Here is a 21688-nt window from a genome sequence, read left to right as displayed (position 1 = left end):
GGGATTGGACTATACCTGTCGGGATCCGGGCCACCACCCGTCCCGCCCGGGTCCCGACAGAAGGCGAGGACGCGAACATGACCGCGAGTCCGCATGTCAACCGCCGCATCTTCCTGACGAGAACCGCCGCCGCGACCGCCCTGTCCGTACCGGCCCTGGGAGCGCTCAGCGCCTGCGCCAGCGGCGGCAGCAGCGGGTCCGGCACCGTTGAGACGGTCGACAGGACCGATGACAACCCGTTCGGCGTTCCCAGCGACGAGCAGCTCGAAGTCGTCATCTTCGACGGCGGCTTCGGCGACCAGTACGCTCTCGACACCGAGGAGCTGTACCAGGAGCGGTTCGGCCCGGTCGACCACACCGCCACCCAGGAGATCCAGTCCCGGCTCCAGCCCCGCATGGTGCAGGGCGAACCGCCGGACGTGGTCGACAACTCCGGTGCCCAGGCGATGGACATCGCCGCCCTCATCCGCAACGACCAGGTCCACGACCTGACCGAGCTGCTGGACGCCCCGTCGCTGGACGACCCGGAGGTCCCCGTCCGCGACACGCTCATGCCCGGCACCCTGGAGATGGGGCAGTTCGGCAGCGACGCCTTCTACCAGCTCAACTACGCCTACCACGTCTACGGCCAGTGGTACTCGCGCACCGCCCTGCAGCGGCTGGACGTCGAGTACCCCCGGACCTGGGACGAGATGATCGACGTCTGCCGGCGTGCCCAGCGGGAGGGCATCGCGGGCTGGACCTACCCCGGCGTGTACCCCTACTACCTGGCCTTCACGCTCTACCCGTTCATCGCCAAGATCGGCGGCATCGAGGTGCTGCGGGCGCTGGACAACCTGGAGCCCAACGCCTGGCGCCACGAAGCGGTCCGGGCGGCGTTCGAGGCCTACCACGAGCTCTACGCGCGCGGATTCATCCTGGAGGGAACCCCCGGCCTCAACCACGAGGACGCCCAGAGCGAGTGGACCGCCGGCCGGGCGCTGTTCATCCCCAACGGCTCCTGGGTGGAGAACGAGGCGAAGTCCACCACGCCCGAGGACTTCGACATGGCCGTCGGCCCGCCCACGGGCCTGGACTCCTCCGACGCCATGCCGTTCGAGACCCTCTGGGCCTCGCCCGGCGAGCCCTTCCTGGTGCCCGCCGACGCGCGCAACGTCCCCGGCGGCATGGAGTTCCTGCGCATCATGCTCGGCAGGCAATCCGCGCAGAACTTCACCCGCCTGGTCTCCTCGCTGACCTGTGTGCGCGGCGCCGCGGACGGCATGGAGCTGGGCCCCGGCCTGAGCAGCGCGGTCGAGGCGATCGAGGCCGCCGGCGACAACCTTGTGCTCTCCCGGCTGCCCGACTGGTACAAGCAGCTCAACGACGAGGAGATCGGCGGGGCCGTCGCCGCCATGATGGCCGGGGAGATCAACCCCACCGAGGCCATCGACCGCTGTCAGCGCGCCGCCGACGCCACGGCACGCGACGACTCCATCGAGAAGTTCCAGCACGCCTGACCACGACACGGGAAGGACCGGGGCGGCATGGCACCCTCGACCCGCATACCTGACAGCCCGTCACCGGGCAGCAGGCTCACGTTCGCGGCGGCGGCCCTCGTGGCTCTTCTCCTGCCGCCCCGGCTGACCCCGCGCCGGATACGCGCGGACCGGCGGTACCGCCGGCTGGACGAGTACCGGTTCATCCTCTGGTTCCTCGCCGCGCCGGTGCTCATCTACGTCGTCTTTGTCGTCTCGCCGTTCCTCCAGGCGTTCTTCTACTCGATGACGGACTGGACGGGCTACAGCAGCGCCTACACCTTCACCGGCTTCGAGAACTACGAACGGCTCTGGAACGACGACAAGTTCTGGGACGCGCTGCGCAACAGCCTGCTGCTGCTCGTCGCCGCGCCGGTGATCACGCTGGCGCTGGGCCTCTTCTTCGCCTTCATGCTCAGCGCCGGCGGCAGCAAGCGGCGCGGCGAGGCGGTCTCCGGCGTCGCCGGGTCCGCGTTCTACAAGGTCGTCTTCTTCTTCCCGCAGGTGCTCTCGCTGGCGATCATCGCCGTCATCTGGGCGCGGGTGTACAGCCCGCGCAGCGGCGCGCTCAACGAGACCCTGGAGCTGACCGGCCTGGGCGGGCTGCGGCAGAACGACTGGCTCGGCGGCGACCTCGCCATCTGGTGCGTGCTGGCCGTGCTGTGCTGGTCGTTCGTCGGCTTCTACGTGGTGCTCTTCTCGGCGGCGATGAGCTCCATCCCGCGCGAGACCTACGAGGCCGCGCTGCTGGACGGCGCCAGCCGCCCGGTGACGTTCTTCCGCATCACGCTCCCGCTGACCTGGGACACCGTCCAGACCGGCTGGATCTACATGGGCATCCAGGCGCTCGACGGCTTCGCCCTGGTCAGCGTGATGGTGCCGGAGCACGGCATGGACGTGGTGCCCACCTACCTGTTCGACAAGGCGTTCCGCGACGGGCAGGCCGGATACGCCACCGCCGTCGGCGTGGCCCTGTTCGTCGTGACCCTGCTCTTTGCGGTCCTGATGATGCGGCTCGCCCGGCGCGAGCGCATCGAGTACTGAAGCCGTCCGCGCGCAAGGGAGCCCCCAACGATGAGCCTCACCAAGTCCGCCCGCCCGCGCGGGGACCGGGAACAGACCACCGGCCGGGTGCTGAACGTGTTCTCCCACTCCTTCCTGGTGGTGTGGGCGGTGATGGCGGCCGGGCCGCTGCTGTGGGTGGTGCTGTCCAGCCTGCGGGAGCACGGCGATCTGGTCACCGAGCCCTTCGGGCTGCCGACCTCACTGCACTGGGAGAACTTCAGCAACGCCTGGACCTCGGCGAACATCGGCCGCTATACGCTCAACTCACTGATCATCCTGTCCGGTTCGCTCACCGGCACGATGCTGTTCGGCGCGATGGCGGCGTACGTGCTCGCCCGCTTCCGGTTCCCGGGCAACCGCGTGGTGTACCTGCTGTTCACCGGCGGGATGATGTTCCCCGTCTTCCTGGCGCTGGTGCCGCTGTTCTTCATCCTGGACAACCTCGGCATGCTCAACACCCGCCAGGGCCTGATCCTCGTCTACATCGCCTACTCGCTGCCGTTCACGGTCTTCTTCCTCGTCTCCTTCTTCCGCACGCTGCCCACGGCCGTCCAGGAGGCGGCCACGCTGGACGGCGCCTCGCACGCGCGGACGTTCTTCCAGATCATGCTGCCGATGGCGCGGCCCGGCCTGATCAGCGTCGGCATCTTCAACTTCCTGGGGCAGTGGAACCAGTTCGTGCTGCCGCGGGTGCTGAACATCGGCAGCGAGGAGGACGCGGTGCTGCCGCAGGGGCTCGCGGCCCTGATGGTGCAGCAGGGCTACGAGGGGGACTGGGGAGCGCTGTACGCGGGTATCAGCCTGGCCATGCTGCCGGTGCTCGTGGTCTATCTGGCGTTCCAGCGGCAGGTCCAGACCGGGCTGACGGCGGGCGCGGTCCGGTGAGACGGCACGCGTCCGGCCCGCCGGAATGCAAGCGGTTTCACTCCCGTTTCCCCGCGCCGGGCTCCGACTTCCTATAGTGGGCCCGGTCGGCGGGCGCCGCGTCCGCGCCCGCCCGGGAGACCGGGAAATGGAGTGAGCCGTGGAAACTCCGGGGTCGCAGTCCTCGCTGCACCGGGCCAATCTGGAACGAGTGGTACGCGCGGTGCGCGGGGCGGGTTCGCTCACCCAGGCCGAAATAGCCCGGACCACGGGCCTGTCCGCCGCCACCGTGTCCAATATCGTCCGGGAATTGAAGGAACGGGGCACCGTCGAGGTCAGAACCACCTCCGCGAGCGGGCGCCGGGCCCGGAGCGTTTCCCTTTCCCCGGATGCGGGCATTGTCGTGGGGGTCGATTTCGGCCACTCCCATCTCCGGGTGGCGGTCGGGAATCTGGCGCAGCAGGTGCTCGCCGAGGAGGCCGAACCGTTCGACGTGGACGCCTCGGCGGGCCACGGGTTCGACCGCGCCGAGAGACTCGTGACCCGGCTGCTGGCCGCCGCGGGCGTGGACCGGCGGAAGATCATCGGCGTCGGCCTGGGTGTGCCCGGCCCGATCGACGTGGCCACCGGCGCGCTCGGCTCCTCGGTCATCCTGCCGGGCTGGCGCGGCACCAACCCCCGTGAGGAGCTGGCCGCCCGCCTCGGCGTGCGGGTCCATATCGACAACGACGCCAACCTCGGCGCGCTGGGGGAGCTGGTGTGGGGAGCCGGGCGCGGCGCCTCGGACCTGGCGTACATCAAGGTCGCCAGCGGCCTGGGCGCCGGACTGGTGATCAATGGCCAGATCTACCGGGGGCCGGGCGGCACGGCGGGCGAGATCGGGCACATCACGCTGGATGAGTCGGGCCCCGTGTGCCGCTGCGGCAACCGCGGCTGCCTGGAGACGTTCACAGCCGCCCGCCACGTGCTGCCGCTGCTGCACGGCAGCCACGGCACCGGGCTGAGCATGCGCCAGGTGGTGCGGATGGCCCGCGACGGCGATCCGGGCTGCCGCCGCGTGGTCGCCGACATCGGCCGCCACATCGGCAGCGGCGTCGCCCAGCTGTGCAATCTGCTCAATCCCAGCCGGGTGGTGCTCGGCGGGGACCTGGCCGAGGCGGGGGAGCTGGCTCTGCAACCGATCCGCGATTCCGTGGGGCGTTACGCCATTCCAAGTGCGGCCCGGCAGCTGACGCTCGTGCCCGGGGCGCTCGGCGGCCGTGCGGAAGTGCTCGGAGCACTCGCCCTGGTTTTGCAGGAAATGGGAGAGAAGGCCTTTCTCGAACCACCCCGGCCGTGAGCGGTTTCGTTGATTTCCGGTTTGGTTCTTGAGTGCTTCAGGTATTGACGGCATCGGAGGTGAGGGAGTTAGCTCTCTGCCGATCCGTGGCCGCCCCCTCGCGGCCTGAGCGGGAAGGCGATGCCGAATTATGCGTAACCCACTGCGGCACCCGGTCATTGCAGCCACCGTACTGGCGCTCGCCGCCACCCTTGCCGCCTGCGGCGAAGCCGGAGGCGGGAACCAGGACGACGGGAATTCCCAGGAGTCGGGGACTATCGGCCTGCTGCTCCCCGACGATGTCACCGAGCGGTACGACACCTTCGACCGCCCTTACATCGAGGCCAAGATCGAAGAGCTGTGCCCGGACTGCGACGTCCAGTACAGCAACGCCGGCAACGACACCAGCAAGCAGCGGCAGCAGTTTGACGCGCTGCTGACCTCCGGTGCGGAGGTCATCATCCTCGACCCGGTCGACGCGGAGGCCACCGCCTCGTGGGTGGAGGAAGCCCAGGCCGAGGGCGTCCCCGTCATCGCCTACGACCGGCTGGCCGAGGGCCCCGTCGACGGGTACGTCTCCTATGACAACGAGCGGGTGGGCCAGCTCCAGGGCCAGGCGCTGCTCGACGCGCTGGGCGACGACGCCGAGGGCGCCGACGTCGTCATGATCAACGGATCTCCCACCGACCCCAACGCCGCCCAGTTCAAGCGCGGCGCCCACGCCGTGCTGGACGACCAGGTCAACATCGTCTTCGAGCAGGACGTCCCCGGCTGGGAGGCGGCCGGCGCCAACCAGGAGATGAGCGCCGCCATCGACGCACTCGGGCCGGACGGCTTCGACGCTGTCTACGTCGGCAACGACGGCATGGCCGCCGGCGTGGTCAATGCCCTGGAGGAAGCGGGCATCGAGGGCGTTCCGGTGGGCGGCCAGGACGCCGAACTCGCCGCGATCCAGCGGATCGTGGCGGGCCAGCAGACGTTCACCATCTACAAGGCGCCGCGGCCTGAGGCCGAAATCGCCGCCGAGATGGCGGTGCGGGCCATGCGCGGCGAGGAGTTCGGGGACGAGCTGGCCCCCGAGACCGTCGACAGCGGCACCGCCGAGGGCATTCCCAGCCAGCTGCTGGAGCCGGTGGCGGTGACCGTGGACAACATCGCCGACACCGTCATCGCCGACGACGCCCACGCGGCCGAAGATATCTGCCGAGGCGAGTACGCCGCGGCCTGCGAGGAAGCCGGACTCGGCTGACCGCGCCGCCGCCTGCCCGGGCCCGGCCGCACGCTGCGGCGGCCGGACCCGGGGCCCAGCCCACCCAAGGAGCTGACCCGAAGCATGACCGCCGCACCCGTTCTGGAGCTGCGCGGCGTCTCCAAGCGGTTCGGCGCCATCCAGGCGCTGACCGACGTCGATCTGGAGATACGCGCGGGAGAGGTCACCGCGCTCGTCGGTGACAACGGCGCAGGAAAGTCCACCCTCGTCAAGACCATCTCCGGGGTTCACCCCATCGACGCGGGCTCCATCGCCTTCAAGGGCGAGACCGTCCGCGTCACCCGCCCCCACGACGCCCAGGAGCTGGGCATCGCGACCGTCTACCAGGACCTGGCGCTCTGCGACAACCTCGACGTCGTCGCCAACCTCTTCCTCGGCCGCGAGATCCGCACCCGCCACGTCCTGGACCAGGTGGCGATGGAGCAGCAGGCCCGCGAGCTGCTCGACACCCTGTCCATCCGCATCCCCAGTGTCCGCGTCCCCGTCGCCTCGCTCTCCGGCGGCCAGCGGCAGGTCGTGGCCATCGCCCGCGCCCTGATCGGCTCGCCCGAGGTCGTCATCCTTGACGAGCCCACGGCCGCGCTCGGCGTGGAGCAGACGGCGCAGGTGCTCGACCTCGTCGAGCGGCTGCGCGACCAGGGGCTGGCCATCCTCCTCATCAGCCACAACATGGCGGACGTGCGGGCCGTCGCCGACCGGGTCGCGGTGCTGCGCCTCGGCCGCAACAACGGCGTCTTCCGCGTGGCTGACACCACCGGGGAGGAGATCATCGCCGCCATCACCGGGGCCACCGACAACGCCGCCTCCCGCCGGCTCAGCCGCGCCGGGACCGGGCAGCCGGACGCACCGTCCGGCGAGAGCGCCAGTGCGAAGGAGGGACAGCGGTGAGCGACACCACCGGCACCACACCTACCGGGACCGGCGGGCGGCTGGCCAAAGACGCGGCGCAGGACGGCACCGGTGCCGCGGCCAGCGCGTCCCGCAGCGGCGACCGGGCAGGCGGCGAGCCCGACGCCCTGGCCGCCGACCCCCGGCTGCTGGTCCGCGAGCGAGGGCTGGCGGGCTACTGGGAGGCTTTCGTGCGCCGCCTGCGCGCGGGCGAGCTCGGCTCGCTCCCGGTCGTCGTGGGCCTGCTGGTCATCGCCATCGTCTTCCAGGCGCAGACGGGCACCTTCCTCACCCCCCGCAACCTCAGCAACATCGCCGTCTATATCGCCGGTCCCGGCATCATGGCCGTCGGCATCGTACTGGTCCTGCTGCTCGGCGAGATCGACCTGTCCGTTGGCTCTATGGCCGGGCTGGCCGCCGCCATCTGGGCGGTCACCTCCGTCAACCACGGCGTGCCCGACCTGCTGGCGATCCTGCTGGCCGTCGCGGCCGGTGCGGTGGTCGGCGCCATCCACGGCACCTTCTTCGCGTACGTCGGGGTCCCGGCCTTCGTCGTCACCCTCGCGGGCTTCCTGGGCTGGTCCGGGCTCCAGATCTGGGTCATGGGCGAGGAGGGGACCATCAACATCCCCAACAACAGCCTCGTCAACGACTTCGGCGGCTACTACTTCAGCGACATCTCCGCCGCCTACGGACTGGCCACCGTGCTGACGGCGGCGTACGCGGCGGCGCTGTGGCGCGGCGAGCGCCGCCGGGAGCGGGCCGGGCTGCCGTTCCGTACCCGGGGCGAGATCCTGCTGCGCACCGGGCTGGTCGCCGTCGCCGCCTTCCTCCCGGCCTACACCTTCAACCAGCACCGCGGCCTGCCGCTGGCCCTGGTGGTGTTCCTGGGGGTGCTGCTGCTGGCCGACCTGATGGTGCGCCGGACGACCTACGGCCGGCAGATCTTCGCGGTCGGCGGCAACGCCGAGGCGGCGCGCCGCGCGGGGATCAACGTGGAGCTGGTGCGGATGAGCGTGTTCGCGATCGCCAGCGCCCTGGCCGCGCTCGGCGGGCTGTTCTACGCGGCCAACGCGGGCGGCGCCTCCAAGCAGCTGGGCTCCGGCAACCTGCTGATGAACGTGATCGCCGCCGCCGTCATCGGCGGGACCAGCCTCTTCGGCGGCCGGGGCTGGGTGTGGTCCGCGCTGCTGGGCACCCTGGTCATCCAGTCGATCACCACGGGCCTGAACCTGATGGGCATGGCGAGCGAGATCCAGTTCATGATCACAGGTGTCGTGCTTCTGATCGCGGTTGTCGTCGACTCGGTCTCCAGACGGACCAGAAGAACTGCGGGACGGACATAACCGTTCGACAATCGGCCGGTGAAGCGGTCTGGAACGCGCCGCGCGTTCCCGGCCGCCCCGCCCGGGTGACGCCGCTCACCTCCTGAGACGATAGTCATCCCGGGCGGAACACTAGACTCGACGGACCGGCCGAGCGCAGACCACAGTGCCCGACAGCGAGGAGGAACGGTGCCGCTGCTGACCCGTATCTCGGGACCACGCGATCTGGACGGTCTCACCCTGGAGGAGCTCGACGAGCTCGCCGCGGAGATCCGTTCCTTCCTCATCTCCTCGGTCGCCCGCACCGGCGGCCACCTCGGGCCCAACCTCGGCGTTGTGGAGCTGACCATCGCCCTGCACCGTGTGTTCGACTCGCCCGCCGACCGCATCCTGTGGGACACCGGGCACCAGTCCTACGTGCACAAGCTGCTCACAGGGCGACAGGACTTCTCCCGGCTGCGTGCCTCCGGCGGCCTGTCGGGCTACCCGTCCCGGTCGGAATCCGACCACGACGTGATCGAGAACAGCCACGCCTCCACCGTGCTGGGCTGGGCCGACGGGCTCGCCAAGGCGAACCAGCTGCGCGGTCTTGACCGGCACGTCGTCGCCGTCACCGGCGACGGCGCGCTGACCGGCGGCATGGCCTGGGAGGCGATGAACAACATCGCCGCCGCCAAGGACCGCCCGCTCGTCATCGTCGTGAATGACAACGCCCGCTCCTACGCCCCCACCATCGGCGGCCTCGCCAACCACCTCGCCACGCTGCGCACCACCGACGGCTACGAGCGCTTCCTGGAGCGCGGGCGCCAGGTCCTCGCGAAGACCCCCGTGGTCGGCAAGCCGCTGTACGGCACCCTCCACGGCGCCAAGAAGGGCCTGAAGGACGTCATCGCCCCGCAGGGCATGTTCGAGGACCTGGGCCTGAAGTACCTCGGGCCGATCGACGGCCACGACATCGGCGCCCTGGAGTCGGCGCTGCGCCGCGCCAAGCGCTTCGGCGGCCCCGTCATCGTGCACTGCCTCACCGAGAAGGGCCGCGGCTACCAGCCGGCCCGCGAGGACGAGGCCGACCAGTTCCACTCGGTCGGCGTCATCCACCCTGACACCGGCCTGCCGGTCGCGGCCTCGGGCGCCGACTGGACGTCCGTCTTCGGCGAGGAGATCGTCCGGATCGGCCGGGAGCGCGAGGACATCGTCGCCATCACCGCGGCCATGCTGCGCCCGGTCGGCCTCCAGGCGTTCGCCGAGGAGTTCCCCGACCGCGTCTACGACGTGGGCATCGCCGAGCAGCACGGCGCGGTCTCGGCCGCCGGGCTGGCCACCGGCGGGCTCCACCCGGTCTTCGCCGTCTACGCCACCTTCCTCAACCGTGCGTTCGACCAGCTGCTGATGGATGTCGCGCTCCACCGCTGCGGCGTGACGTTCGTCCTGGACCGGGCGGGCGTGACGGGACCGGACGGCGCCTCCCACCACGGCATGTGGGACATGTCGATCCTCCAGTGCGTGCCCGGTCTGCGCCTGGCCGCGCCCCGCGACGCCGACCAGCTGCGCGCCCAGCTCCGCGAGGCCGTCGAGGTCCGCGACGCCCCCACCGTCGTGCGCTTCTCGCGCGGCAAGGTCGCCGACCCGGTCCCGGCGGTCGGCACCGTCGGCGGCATGGACGTCCTGCGGGAGCCCGGCACCGACCAGCCCGACGTGCTGATCGTCTCGATCGGTGCCCTGGCGCCGGTCTGCCTGGAGGCCGCCGAGCTGCTGGGGCGGCAGGGCATCAGCGCCACGGTGGTCGACCCGCGCTGGGTGCGGCCGGTCGACGAGGCCCTGCCCGGCCTCGCCGCGCGCCACCGCGTCGTGGTGACCGTCGAGGACAACTGCCGTGCGGGCGGCGTCGGTTCCGCCATCGCCCAGGCGCTGCGGGACGCCGACGTGGACGTGCCGCTGCGGGACTTCGGCCTTCCCTCCCGCTTCCTGCCGCACGGCAGCCGTCAGGAGGTGCTCGAGAGCGTGGGCCTGACCGGACCGGCCATCGCCCGGCAGGTCACCGGCCTGGTGGCCCGGCTGGCGGGCAGCTTCGACGCCGACGAGGCCCGCCTGGCCAGCGACTGACCCCGCGGCGGCCCGGCGCCGGGTGCCGGGCCCCATGACACGGCACGGCGCCCGGCCGGGCCCCGCAGGGCCGGCCGGGCGCCGTGCTGCTGTCAGGTGCCAGCGGCGCGCGTCTTACGGCACGCTCGCCACGCCCCGGGGAAGGAACCGCGAGCCCGTCACCCGCTCGGAGATGCCGGCGCGGTCCAGGTACGGGGTGATCCCGCCGAGGTGGAACGGCCAGCCCGCCCCGGTGATGAGACACAGGTCGATGTCCTGCGCTTCGGCCACCACGCCCTCGCGCAGCATCAGCCCGATCTCCTCGGCGATCGCCTCCAGCGCCCGGCGCCGCACCTCCTCCTCGGTGAGCCCTTCACCGCGCTCGCCCTCCGGCGCGAACAGCGCCTCGACGGCCGGGTCCAGCCGCGGTTCGCCCTCACCGCGCAGGAACAGACTGGTCTTGCCGGACTCCACCAGCCGCGTCAGGCCCGGCGAGACGCCGAACCGCTCGGGGAAGGCGGCGTGCAGCGTGCCCGCCACGTGGTGCGCCACGGCGGGCCCGACCAGCTCCAGCAGCTCCACCGGCGACATCGGCAGTCCCAGCGGCGCCAGGGCGCGGTCCGCGACCGCCGGGTCGGTGCCCTCGTCGATGGCGCGCAGCACCTCGCCCATGAACCGCGTCAGCACGCGGTTGACGACGAAGGCCGGCGCGTCCTTCACCAGCACCGCCGTCTTCCGCAGCTTCTTGGCCACGGCGAGCGCCGTCGCCACCGCCGCGTCGTCCGTCTGCTCGGCGCGGGCCACCTCGACCAGCGGCAGCACCGCCACCGGGTTGAAGAAGTGGAAGCCGACGACGCGCTCGGGGTGCTTCAGCTGCGAGGCCATCCGCGTCACCGACAGCGAGGAGGTGTTCGTCGCCAGCAGCGCGTGCTCCGGCGCCACGGCCTCCACCTCGGCGAAGACCTTCTGCTTGACGTCCATCTCCTCGAAGACGGCCTCGATGACGAAGTCGGCGTCGCCGAAGGCCGCGGCGGTGTCCAGCGTGCCGGTCACCGATGCCTTGAGCCTGCTGGCGGCGTCCTGGCTCAGGCGCCCCTTGAGCAGCAGCATGTCCGCCTGCTCGTGCACCCACGCCACGCCCTTGGCCAGCCGCTCCTCACTGACGTCGGTCATCACCACGGGCACCTTCAGCCGCCGCGCGAACAGCAGGGCGAGCTGCGAGGCCATCAGCCCGGCGCCGACCACGCCGACCTTGTTCACCGGGCGCGCCAGCGAGGCGTCGGGCGCCCCCGCCGGCCGCTTGGCACGCCGCTGCACCAGGTTGAACGCGTACAGCGCGCTGCGCTGCTCGTCGCTGACGATCAGGTCGGCGAGCACGTCGTCCTCGGCCGCGAACCCGGCGCGCAGGTCGCCGTTGCGGGCCTGGCCGATGATGTCCAGCGCCCGGTAGGCCGCGGGCGCCGCTCCGTGCACCTTCTCGTCGGCGATGGCCCGGCCGCGCGCCACCGCGCGGTCCCACGCCTCGCCCCGGTCCGGGTCCTGGCGCACGACCTCGATCTCGCCGCGCAGCACGGCCGAGGTCCACACCAGCGACTGCGCCAGGAAATCGGCCGGCTCGAACAGCGCGTCGGCGATGCCGAGCTCGTAGACCTGCGGGCCCTTCAGCATGCGGTTCTGGTTCAGGGCGTTCTCGACGATGACGCCGACGGCCCGGTCGGCGCCGATGAGGTTGGGCAGCAGTGTGCAGCCGCCCCAGCCCGGCACCAGGCCGATGAACACCTCAGGCAGCCCGAAGGCGGTCACTCCGGAGGAGACCGTCCGGTAGGTGCAGTGCAGGCCGACCTCGACGCCGCCGCCCATGGCCGCGCCGTTGTAGTAGGCGAAGCTCGGCACCGGCAGCCCGGCCAGGCGGCGGAACACGTCGTGCCCGCCGCGGGCGATGACCAGGGCCTCCTCGCGTTCCCGCAGCGTGCCGATGCCCTTGAGGTCGGCGCCCACCGCGAAGATGTACGGCTTGCCCGTCAGCCCCACGCCCACGATCTCACCGGCGGCGGCCTCGGCCTCCACCTGGTCGAGGGCATCGCTGAGGTTGGCCAGCGACCTCGGACCGAACGTCGTCGGCTTCTTGTGGTCGTAGCCGTTGTCCAGGGTCAGCAGGGCGAAGCGGCCGCCGCCGTGCGGCAGGTCGAGATGGCGGACGTGTACCTGCGTCACGACCTCGTCGGGGAACCGCTCGGCGGCCTCCCGCAGCTTCGCGGCCGTCGGCGTGCTGGCTGTCATGCGCCCTCCCAGTGCGGGTTCTCCCAGATGACGGTTCCGCCCATGCCGAAGCCGACGCACATCGTCGTCAGCCCGTAGCGCACGTGCGGCTGCTCCTCGAACTGCCGGGCGAGCTGGATCATCAGCCGCACGCCCGAGGAGGCCAGCGGGTGACCGAAGGCGATCGCGCCGCCGTACTGGTTGACGCGCGGGTCGTCGTCGGCGATGCCGTAGTGGTCCAGCAGCGCGAGCACCTGCACGGCGAACGCCTCGTTGACCTCGATCAGGCCGATGTCGTCCATCGTCAGCCCGGCCCGGGCCAGCGCCTTCTCCGTGGCCGGCACGGGGCCGATGCCCATCACCTCCGGCTCCACGCCGGCGAAGGCGTAGGAGACCAGCCGCATCTTCACCGGCAGCCCCAGCTCGGCGGCGGTCTCCTCGGCCGCGATGACCGACGCGGTGGCGCCGTCGTTGAGCCCCGCCGCGGTGCCGGCCGTGACCCGGCCGTGCGGGCGGAACGGCGTCTTCAGGCCGGCCAGCGCCTCGCGCGTGGTGCCGGGCCGCATCGGCTCGTCGGCCGTCGCCAGGCCCCAGCCCAGCTCGCCGCCTTCCTCGGTGGTGCGGCGCACGGCGACCGGCACCAGGTCCGGCTGGATCTTGCCGTCGGCGTACGCCTTCGCGGCCTTCTCCTGGCTGCGTACCGCGTACTCGTCCGCACGCTCCCGCGTCAGCGCCGGGTACCGGTCGTGCAGGTTCTCCGCCGTCATGCCCATGATCATGGCGGACTCGTCGACCAGGCGCTCGGAGACGAACCGGGGGTTGGGGTCCACGCCCTCGCCCATCGGGTGCCGGCCCATGTGCTCGACGCCGCCGGCGATGGCCAGGTCGTAGGCGCCGAAGGCGAGGCCGCCGGCCACGGTCGTCACGGCCGTCATCGCGCCCGCGCACATGCGGTCGATGGTGTAGCCCGGGACGTGCTGCGGCAGGCCGGCCAGCAGCGCGGCGGCGCGGCCCAGGTTCAGCCCCTGGTCGCCGGTCTGCGTGGTGGCGGCGATGGCCACCTCGTCGATCTTCCCGGGCGGCAGCCCCGCGTTGCGGCGGAGCAGTTCGCGGATGCACGCGATGACCAGGTCGTCGGCGCGGGTCTCGTGGTAGATGCCCTTCGGCCCCGCCTTGCCGAAGGGAGTGCGGACGCCGTCCACGAAGACGACGTCCCTGAGGGTACGCGGCACGATGGTTCTCCTCCACACGTGGGTCCCGGTGTCCACCGCCCATGCTACTCGCGGGTAACTCGGTGGCAAGGGCTGCCCGGGAGGAGACGGATACCCGTCACAGAACCGGTGTCAGTCCTGCTGAAGGGCCCGCGCGAGCAGCTCGGACGTCTGCGCGATCTGCCACTCGCGCGCCCCCAGCGCGCGCAGCGCCGCCGCGACCGCCCCGGGCGTGCGCTCGGCGGGCGGGTCCCAGCACAGCCGCCGCACCACATCGGGCGCCACCAGGTTCTCCTGCGGCAGCTTCAGCCGCGCCGCGTGCTCCATCACCGCGGCCCGCGCCGCCGCGAGCCGGGCGGCGGCCTGCGGGTCCTTGTCCGCCCACGACCGCGGCGGCGGCGGCCCCGAGGCGGGCTGACCCGGCTGCGGCAGCTCCTCCTCCGGCATCTCCCGGGCCCGGTCGACCGCCGCCTGCCACAGCTGCAACTGCTTGCGGCCCATCCGGTGCCCGAAGCCGTGCAGCCCGGCGAGCGCCCGGTGGTCGCGCGGCATCGCCTGCGCCGCCGCGATGATCGCGGCGTCCGACAGCACCTTGCCGGGCGACAGATCGCGGCGCCGCGCGACCTCGTCCCGCGCCAGCCACAGCTCCCGGACCACCCCCAGCTGCCGGCGGCGGCGCACCTTGTGCAGCCCGGACGTCCGGCGCCACGGGTCCTTGCGCGGCGGCGGCGGGGGAGCGGCGGCGATGGCGGCGAACTCCTCCAGCGCCCACTCCAGCTTCCCCTGCCGGCGCAGCTCCTCCTCCAGGGCGTCGCGCAGGTCCACCAGCAGCTCGACGTCGAGCGCCGCGTACCGCAGCCAGGGCTCCGGCAGCGGCCGACTCGACCAGTCCACCGCCGAATGCCCCTTCTCCAGGCTGTAGCCCAGCAGGGTCTCCACCATCACGCCGAGGCCCACCCGGGCATAGCCGGCGAGCCGGGCCGCGAGCTCCGTGTCGAACAGCCGCCGCGGCCGCATGCCTATGTCCCGCAGGCACGGCAGGTCCTGCGACGCCGCGTGCAGCACCCACTCCGTCCCGGCCAGGGCCTCGCCCAGGGCGGACAGGTCGGGAAACGCCACCGGGTCGATGAGCGCGGTCCCCGCGCCGGCTCTGCGGAGCTGTACGAGGTAGGCACGCTGGCCGTACCGGTATCCGGAGGCGCGCTCCGCGTCCACGGCGACCGGCCCGCTGCCCCCCGCGAAGGCGGCGACCACGGCATCCAGTGCCCGCGCATCCGCGGTGACCGGGGGGATGCCGTCGCGAGGGCTCAGCAGGGGTACAGGCGCCGGACCGGACGGCTCGCGAGGGGAGAGGCCAGTAGAAGCATCGGCGGTCTGCTGAGCGTCGGTCACCCGACAAGGGTAACCGTTCGGCCCGTCCTCGTGACCAGCGGTAATACCCGCCGGTACGTTCTGACGTGCGAAAACGCCCGCAGGCCCGTTTCCGGCCCGGCTCAGCCGCCGCGCCGCGCCGCGCGGCAGGCCACCGCCGCGGCCCCCGCCACCAGCGCCGCCGCGGCCGCGCAGGGCAGCACCGGGTACGTCACCGCGCCCTGCCGGGAGCCGGTGACGAGCGTGCGCACCGCCGCGTTCGCGGGGGAGACCGGGCCCACCAGCAGCGCCACCGCGGCCACCACCGTCACCAGCAGGGACCGCGCCCGGCCGGGCAGCACCGGGCGGCTGCCCAGCGCGCCCAGCGCCACGCCCAGCAGCGCGCAGGTCAGCACCGCCAGCAGTCCGGATCCGGCAGCCGCCGCCAGCGGCACGCCGCCCGCTGAGCCGCCCGGCCGCCGTCCGCTCACCGCCACCACCACGCCGGTGGCGGCCGCACCCGCCGCGACGGCGCCGGCCAGCGCGGTCAGCAGGCTCGCCAGGTGCGCCCGCGCCGGGCCGGCCGCCGCGGCCGTGCAGGCCCGGGCGGCCGCGGGCTCGGCCGTGACGCAGACCCGTACCAGCCAGGCCGCCGCCGGCAGCAGCGCCGCCGCGGTGGTGCCCAGCGAGTCCAGCACCGGCTCCCCGGGGCTGACGCCCACGGCCAGTACGCCCGCGTAAACAGCAGCAGCGGCGGCAGCCAGCGGTTGCTGCGCAGCAGCAGCGCCGCCTGATAGCGCACCAGCGGCACCAGCCCGCCCCTCACCGCTCCTCTTCCTCTCCGGCGGCCCCCGGCCGCGGCATGCCGCCCGGCTGCGCACCGGGCCGCTGCCCGGTGGCGACGGCTCTGACGTGCCAGGCCGGCCGCGCCGCGAGCAGCGCCGCCAGCACCGCGTCCGAGTCCGCGTCGGCCACCGTCAGCCGCAGCGCTCCGTCCGGCAGCCGCCGCCAGCGGGGACGCCCGGGCAGCCTGGCCGGGGGCGCACCGCCCGGCGGCCCCACCGCCTCGATGACGGCCACCCGGTCCTGCGGCGGCACCGCCGCAGCCGGTGCCGCGGTGAGCCGCCCGCCGGCCAGCAGCAGCACGCGGGACGCCTCGCCCGCCAGCCGCCGCGGATCGTGGTCCACGAACACCACCGCGGCCCCGTCGGCCACCCGCTCCCTGACGGCGGCGTCCAGCGTCTCGCGGGCGGGCAGGTCCAGCCCGGTCCAGGCCTCGTCGAGCACCAGCAGCGCGGGCCGTGCCAGCAGCGCCTGCGCCACCGCGACCTTCTGGCAGCTGCCCTTCGACAGCTCGCGCAGCGGATGCGCCGCCAGGCCGTCCGCGCCCAGCCGCGCCAGCCACCTCCCGGCCTCCCGCGCGGCGTCCGCGCCGGGCAGCCCGTGCACCCGTCCCAGGTGGGTGAGGTAGCCGAGCGCCGTGAGCGGCAGACCGGGCGGGAACCGCTCCGGCACGTACGCCACCGCGCGGGGGCGGCCCGTGATCCGGCCAGCGTCCGGCGCGTCCACCCCCGCGAGCAGGCGCAGCAGCGTGGACTTGCCCGAGCCGTTGCCGCCCGTGACGCGCGTCAGGGAACCGGGCGTGAGCTCCAGGTCGACGTCCCGGAGCACCCAGGGCCCCGTCCGCCGGTACCGGCGGCTGACACCGCGCAGCCTCATGGCACGCACGCCAGCCGCCCGCGCACACCCGCGGCAGGGGCCGTCACGCCAGCTGCGCGACCAGCTCCGGCAGCGGCTTGCGGCGGCCGGTGAAGAAGGGGACCTCCTCGCGCACGTGCCGGCGGGCCTCCGAACCGCGCAGGTGGCGCATCAGGTCGACGATGCGGTGCAGCTCGTCGGCCTCGAAGGCGAGGATCCACTCGTAGTCGCCGAGCGAGAAGGACGCCACGGTGTTCGCCCGTACGTCGGGGAAGCCGCGCGCCATCCGTCCGTGCTCGGCCAGCATCCGCCGCCGCTCCTCGTCGGGCAGCAGGTACCAGTCGTAGGACCGGACGAACGGGTAGACGCTCACGTACGCGCGCGGCTCCTCGTCCGCCAGGAAGGCCGGGATGTGCGACTTGTTGAACTCCGCGGGGCGGTGGAGCGCCATGTTCGACCAGACGGGCTCCACGGCCCGGCCAAGCCGGGTGCGCCGGAAGAGGTTGTACGCCTCCTGGAGGGCGTCCGGGGTGGGGGCGTGCCACCAGATCATCAGGTCGGCGTCCGCCCGCAGCCCCGAGACGTCATAGGTGCCGCGCACGGTCACGTCCTTGGCGGCCAGCTGCTCGAACAGCTCGCTCACCTCCTCCGCCAGCCCGCCGCGCTCCTCGGGGAGCGGCTCGCGGAGCCGGAAGACGGACCAGAGCGTGTACCTGATCACCTCGTTGAGATCCTTGGCTCGCTTGCCCGCGTGGGCTGCTGGGGCAGTCATGAGTCCATTATCTCCGGCGTGCCCGGCTAGCTCCCCGCCGGGGCCTCGGTCCCGGGGGCCGGTCCCGGCGGCAGCGTCATCAGCAGTTCCCGCGCGGCGCGCCGGCCCGAGGCCACGCACGCGGGGATGCCGACGCCGTCGTATGCGGCGCCCGCCAGCCGCAGCCCCGGCAGAGCCGACAGGTACCGCCGGATCCGCTCCACGCGCGCCGCGTGCCCGACGGCATACTGCGGCAGCCCGTTGTGCCAGCGGGTCACCAGGCTGTCCACCGGCCGCCCCGGCAGGCCCGATGCCTCGTGCAGGTCGTGCAGGGCCGCGCGCACCAGGTCCTGGTCGTCCCAGCCCAGCGGCGCGTCGTCCCCATAGCGCCCCAGCGAGACGCGCAGCACGAACAGCCCGGGATCGGCCGCCGCCGCCCAGTCCCACTTGGAGCTGGTGAATGTCGCGGCCTTGATGGCGCGCCCGTCCACCGCCGGCACCAGGAAGCCGCTGCCGCGCGGCAGCGCCGGCAGGTCCTCGCGCCGGAAGGCCAGCGTGACGATCGCCATCGACGCGTACTCGATCGCCGACAGCTCCCCGGCCGCCGCCGGCGCCTCTGCGGCCAGCAGCCGCGCGGCCTCCTCAGCCGGGACGGCCAGCACGACGCCGTCCGCCGCCAGTGACCGCCCGTCGCGCAGGGACACGGCCCAGCCGCGTGCGGTCCGGCGCAGCCCGGTGGCGGGCGCGCCCGTCAGCAGGTCGGCGCCCTGTGCCCGGCAGGCCCGCGCCACCGCCTCCGGAAGCGTGCCCAGCCCGCCTTCCAGGCCGGCGAAGACCGGCTCGCCCGGCCGCGCCGGGGAGGCGCTGCGCAGCGCGCGCACCGCCGCCAGCAGCGAGTCGTGCTGGCGCGCCGCCTCGAACAGCCGCGGCAGCGCCGACCGCATCGATGTGCGGTAGGCGTCCCCGGCGTACACGCCGCCCAGCAGCGGGTCCACCAGCCGGTCCACGATCTCCGGGCCCATCCGGTCGGCTACCAGGCGGCCCACCGCGATGTCCTCACCCAGCTGCGGCGGCGGCAGTTCGGTGTCGCGGGCGATGCGCGCCAGCCCGGCGTCCGAGAGCACGCCCGCGAGGGAGGCAGCGGTGCTCGGCACCCCCATGACGTGGTCCTGCGGCATCGGCCGCAGCGCGCCCCGCGTCCAGATGGCCGACGACACCACCGCGGGCGGCCGCAGCGCGTCGCCGAGCCCCACGGCCTTCGCCAGGTCCGTTCCCTCCGGGCGGCGTGCCAGCATCGACTCCGCGCCGAGGTCGGTCTGGACGCCCGCGACGTGCCCCGTGCGGAGTTTGCCGCCCACCCGCTGTGAGCCCTCCGCCACGGTGACCCGGACGCCCGCGGAGCTGAGCTGGTGCGCCGCCGCCAGCCCCGAGATGCCGCCGCCGATGACGATCACATGCATCGCTGAAGCTCTCTCCCCGTGGACAGTCGGCCCGCTGTCAGCGGGCGGTCCGCTCGTGCACGTAGGCCACCAGCCGGGTGAGGGCGTCCGGGTCGGTGTCGGGAAGGACGCCGTGCCCGAGGTTGAAGATATGCCCCGGCAGGCCGCTCGCGGCGGCGAGCACGCGGTCGGCCTGGGCCTCGACCGCCTCCTGGGGCGCAAACAGCACGGCCGGGTCCAGGTTCCCCTGGAGCGCCACGCGGCCCCCGGTACGCCGGGCCGCCTCGTCCAGCGGCACCCGCCAGTCGACGCCCACGACGTCGGCGCCGGCCTCGGCCATCAGCCCCAGCAGCTCGCCGGTGCCGACCCCGAAGTGCACGCGGGGCACGCCGCGGTCCGCGACCGACGAGAAGACCTTCGCGGAGGCGGGCAGCACCGTGCGCCGGTAGTCCTCGGGCGCCAGCGCACCGGCCCAGGAGTCGAAGAGCTGGACGGCGGACGCGCCCGCGTCGATCTGCACGGCCAGGAACGCGGAGGTGATGACGGCCAGCCGGTCGAGCAGCTCCGCCCACAGCTGGGGATCGCCGTACATCAGGGCCTTGGTCCGCTCGTGGTTGCGGGACGGGCCGCCTTCCACCAGGTAGCTGGCCAGCGTGAACGGCGCGCCGGCGAAGCCGATCAGCGGCGTGTCCCCCAGCTCCCGCACCAGCATGCGGACCGCCTCGGTGATGTACGGGACGTCGCCGGGCTCCAGCGGCCGCAGCTGCTCCAGACCGGAGCGGTCGCGGATCGGCCGCTCGACCACCGGGCCGATGCCGGGCTTGATGTCCAGGCCGACGCCGATCGCCTTCAGCGGCACCATGATGTCGCTGAAGAAGACGGCCGCGTCCACGCCGTGGCGGCGCACCGGCTGGAGCGTGATCTCCGTGACCAGGTCGGGCCGCGTGCAGGACTCCAGCATCGGTATGCCCTCGCGTACCTTGCGGTACTCCGGCAGCGACCGCCCGGCCTGCCGCATGAACCAGACGGGGGTGTGGGGCACGGGCTCACGGCGACAGGCCCGCAGGAAGGGGGAGTCGGTCACAGTCACATCCTGAAGTCTCGCATGCCCGGGGATTGACCGGGGCCGGGTGGGTGTGGCAACCACCGGCCGGGGCGGCGGGCGCCTAGGGTTACCGGCCATGGCAGCGTCTCGAAGTCACACGGCGGGGGAACCGGGAGAAGTCCACGACGCCGCGACGAGGGGGCCGCTCCCGTTCCAGCGGGCCGTCGCCTCGCTGGCGGCCGCGCGGCCCCGCCCTGAGGTGCGCCTGGCCCCCCTGCCGGCCCCGCGGCGGCTGGCACCGTTCTCCTGCGCGCTCCAGGCGGGAGTCACCGCCGACGGCGAAGAGGTCGCGGACGGGCGCTTCATCCTGCTGCACGATCCCGCGGGCGACGAGAACTGGCGGGGCGAGTTCCGCGTCGTGACGCTGGCGCGTGCCGAGCTCGACCTGGAGCTGGGCACCGACCCGCTGCTGCCCGAGGTGGCGTGGTCGTGGCTGACCGAGGCGCTTGACGTGCGGGGGGTCCGGCGGCGCGAGCCCAGCGGCACGGTGACGCGCGCGGGCTCGGCGTTCTTCGGCGGCCTGGCGGGGCAGCCGCCGCGCGCGGAGCTGGAGCTGCGGGCGTCGTGGACGCCGGTCGATCCCGATGAGGCCGGGGCGCACCTGCTGGCGTGGTGCGGGCTGCTGGCCCACTGCGCCGGGCTGCCGCCCGAGTTCCCCGGGGACGGTGACGGTGCCGCCGCGGTGACGGCGCTGCCGCGCCGCCGGGGGCCGCGGCCTGCGTGACGCGGGCGTGATCTAGATGACGAATCACCGGTTCGTGATCGTTTTCTAAAGGCCCGGGGTTCTCCTGCCGAAGGATTCAGTGACCCTTCCATCCGGATCACCCCGACTTATGACCATAAGTCGGCTATGTCCCCGCTCCCCACTCTCAGGAGGCCCGGTGTCTGTTCTTCTAGAGCACCCCACAAGCCTGGTCGCCTACCGCCCCAACAAGCCGACCGCCATGGTCGTCGTGGCCGACCCTCGCGTCCGCTCCACCGTCACGCGCCACCTGTGGGCGCTCGGCGTGCGGGACGTGATCGAGGCGTCGTCCATCGCGGAGGCCCGCCCCCGAGTCGCCACCCCCCGGGACATCTGCGTCGCCGAGGTCCACCTGCCCGACGGCTCCGGGCTGACCCTGCTGTCCGAGACCCGGGCCGCGGGCTGGCCCAACGGGCTCGCTCTCTCCGCCGCCGACGACATCTCCGCCGTGCGGAACGCCCTGGCCGGCGGCGTCAAGGGGTACGTCGTCACCGGCACCCGCAACTCCCTGGGCCCGCCCGTCCGTCACGGCGCCGCCCACATCGGTGCCGCCGCCCGCATGCACCGGCGCCAGCCGGGCGCCCCGGCGCACCAGGGCGGGTACCGGGAGCTGTCGGGCCGGGAGGTCGAGGTGCTCCGGCTGGTGGCGGAGGGCCAGTCGAACAAGGCCATCGGCGTCTCCATGGGGCTGTCCGCGCTCACCGTCAAGAGCCACCTGGCCCGCATCGCCCGCAAGCTCGGCACGGGCGACCGGGCCGGCATGGTCGCCGTCGCCCTGCGCACCGGCATCATCCACTAGCACCA

At 73.1% G+C, this 21688-nt stretch carries 18 protein-coding genes; 10 read left to right on the top strand and 8 right to left on the bottom strand.

The window, feature by feature from the left end; all coding sequences use genetic code 11:
- Positions 1-77: 77 nt before the first annotated feature.
- From ngcE to dxs, 8 genes are all read left to right on the top strand, one after another.
- Positions 78-1499: an N-acetylglucosamine/diacetylchitobiose ABC transporter substrate-binding protein gene (gene ngcE, locus JK356_RS10305; protein ID WP_201867321.1), complete on the top strand. Its 1422-nt coding sequence runs from the start codon at positions 78-80 to the stop codon at positions 1497-1499.
- Between the two features lie 27 nt (positions 1500-1526).
- Positions 1527-2561, top strand: coding sequence for a carbohydrate ABC transporter permease (locus tag JK356_RS10300; protein WP_201867320.1), 1035 nt, complete (start codon positions 1527-1529; stop codon positions 2559-2561).
- Between the two features lie 30 nt (positions 2562-2591).
- On the top strand, positions 2592-3467 hold the full coding sequence (locus JK356_RS10295; RefSeq protein ID WP_201867319.1) for a carbohydrate ABC transporter permease: 876 nt from the start codon (positions 2592-2594) through the stop codon (positions 3465-3467).
- A 139-nt stretch (positions 3468-3606) separates the two neighbouring features.
- Positions 3607-4785, top strand: a complete 1179-nt coding sequence (locus JK356_RS10290; RefSeq protein WP_201867318.1) for an ROK family transcriptional regulator — start codon at positions 3607-3609, stop codon at positions 4783-4785.
- 130 nt (positions 4786-4915) lie between these two features.
- On the top strand, positions 4916-6013 hold the full coding sequence (locus tag JK356_RS10285; protein ID WP_201867317.1) for a substrate-binding domain-containing protein: 1098 nt from the start codon (positions 4916-4918) through the stop codon (positions 6011-6013).
- 84 nt (positions 6014-6097) lie between these two features.
- Positions 6098-6922, top strand: a complete 825-nt coding sequence (locus JK356_RS10280; RefSeq protein ID WP_201867316.1) for an ATP-binding cassette domain-containing protein — start codon at positions 6098-6100, stop codon at positions 6920-6922.
- Between the two features lie 41 nt (positions 6923-6963).
- Positions 6964-8268, top strand: a complete 1305-nt coding sequence (locus tag JK356_RS10275; RefSeq protein WP_201867416.1) for a sugar ABC transporter permease — start codon at positions 6964-6966, stop codon at positions 8266-8268.
- 168 nt (positions 8269-8436) lie between these two features.
- A complete protein-coding gene (dxs, locus tag JK356_RS10270; RefSeq protein ID WP_201867315.1) occupies positions 8437-10350 on the top strand; it encodes a 1-deoxy-D-xylulose-5-phosphate synthase in 1914 nt (637 codons plus the stop codon).
- A 114-nt stretch (positions 10351-10464) separates the two neighbouring features.
- Here the strand turns inward: dxs and JK356_RS10265 are convergent, their stop codons facing one another.
- From JK356_RS10265 to hemE, 8 genes are all read right to left on the bottom strand, one after another.
- On the bottom strand, positions 10465-12609 hold the full coding sequence (locus JK356_RS10265) for a 3-hydroxyacyl-CoA dehydrogenase NAD-binding domain-containing protein (protein WP_201867314.1): 2145 nt from the start codon (positions 12607-12609) through the stop codon (positions 10465-10467).
- On the bottom strand, positions 12606-13820 hold the full coding sequence (locus JK356_RS10260; protein ID WP_201867313.1) for an acetyl-CoA C-acyltransferase: 1215 nt from the start codon (positions 13818-13820) through the stop codon (positions 12606-12608). The genes JK356_RS10265 and JK356_RS10260 overlap by 4 nt, the downstream gene beginning before the upstream one ends.
- 111 nt (positions 13821-13931) lie before the next feature.
- On the bottom strand, positions 13932-15191 hold the full coding sequence (locus tag JK356_RS10255) for an HRDC domain-containing protein (RefSeq protein ID WP_201867312.1): 1260 nt from the start codon (positions 15189-15191) through the stop codon (positions 13932-13934).
- Between the two features lie 101 nt (positions 15192-15292).
- On the bottom strand, positions 15293-15871 hold the full coding sequence (locus JK356_RS10250; RefSeq protein WP_307815514.1) for an ABC transporter: 579 nt from the start codon (positions 15869-15871) through the stop codon (positions 15293-15295).
- Positions 15872-15971: 100 nt separating this feature from the next.
- The gene (locus tag JK356_RS10245; RefSeq protein WP_201867311.1) at positions 15972-16868 is read right to left on the bottom strand and encodes a metal ABC transporter ATP-binding protein; all 897 of its coding nucleotides are present in this window, start codon (positions 16866-16868) and stop codon (positions 15972-15974) included.
- Positions 16869-16911: 43 nt separating this feature from the next.
- Positions 16912-17619 carry a hydrogen peroxide-dependent heme synthase gene (gene hemQ / locus JK356_RS10240; RefSeq protein WP_201867310.1) on the bottom strand — a complete coding sequence of 236 codons (708 nt, stop codon included), beginning with the start codon at positions 17617-17619 and terminating at the stop codon, positions 16912-16914.
- Between the two features lie 26 nt (positions 17620-17645).
- Positions 17646-19058: a protoporphyrinogen oxidase gene (gene hemG / locus JK356_RS10235; RefSeq protein ID WP_201867309.1), complete on the bottom strand. Its 1413-nt coding sequence runs from the start codon at positions 19056-19058 to the stop codon at positions 17646-17648.
- Positions 19059-19095: 37 nt separating this feature from the next.
- Positions 19096-20127 (bottom strand): uroporphyrinogen decarboxylase, encoded by a 1032-nt coding sequence (gene hemE / locus JK356_RS10230; protein ID WP_374100640.1) that lies wholly within the window; start codon positions 20125-20127, stop codon positions 19096-19098.
- A gap of 91 nt (positions 20128-20218) precedes the next feature.
- Here hemE and JK356_RS10225 point away from each other — a divergent pair, with 91 nt between their 5' ends.
- Both JK356_RS10225 and JK356_RS10220 read left to right on the top strand, forming a co-directional pair.
- A complete protein-coding gene (locus JK356_RS10225) occupies positions 20219-20866 on the top strand; it encodes a DUF3000 domain-containing protein (protein ID WP_201867307.1) in 648 nt (215 codons plus the stop codon).
- Between the two features lie 157 nt (positions 20867-21023).
- Entirely contained in the window at positions 21024-21683 is a 660-nt protein-coding gene (locus JK356_RS10220; protein WP_201867306.1) for a response regulator transcription factor, read from the top strand.
- The last annotated feature ends 5 nt before the right edge of the window (positions 21684-21688 follow it).

The sequence above is a fragment of the Streptomyces sp. 7-21 genome (assembly GCF_016741785.1).
Classification (GTDB): domain Bacteria; phylum Actinomycetota; class Actinomycetes; order Streptomycetales; family Streptomycetaceae; genus Streptomyces.
This window is presented reverse-complemented; position numbering and strand designations above follow the sequence as displayed.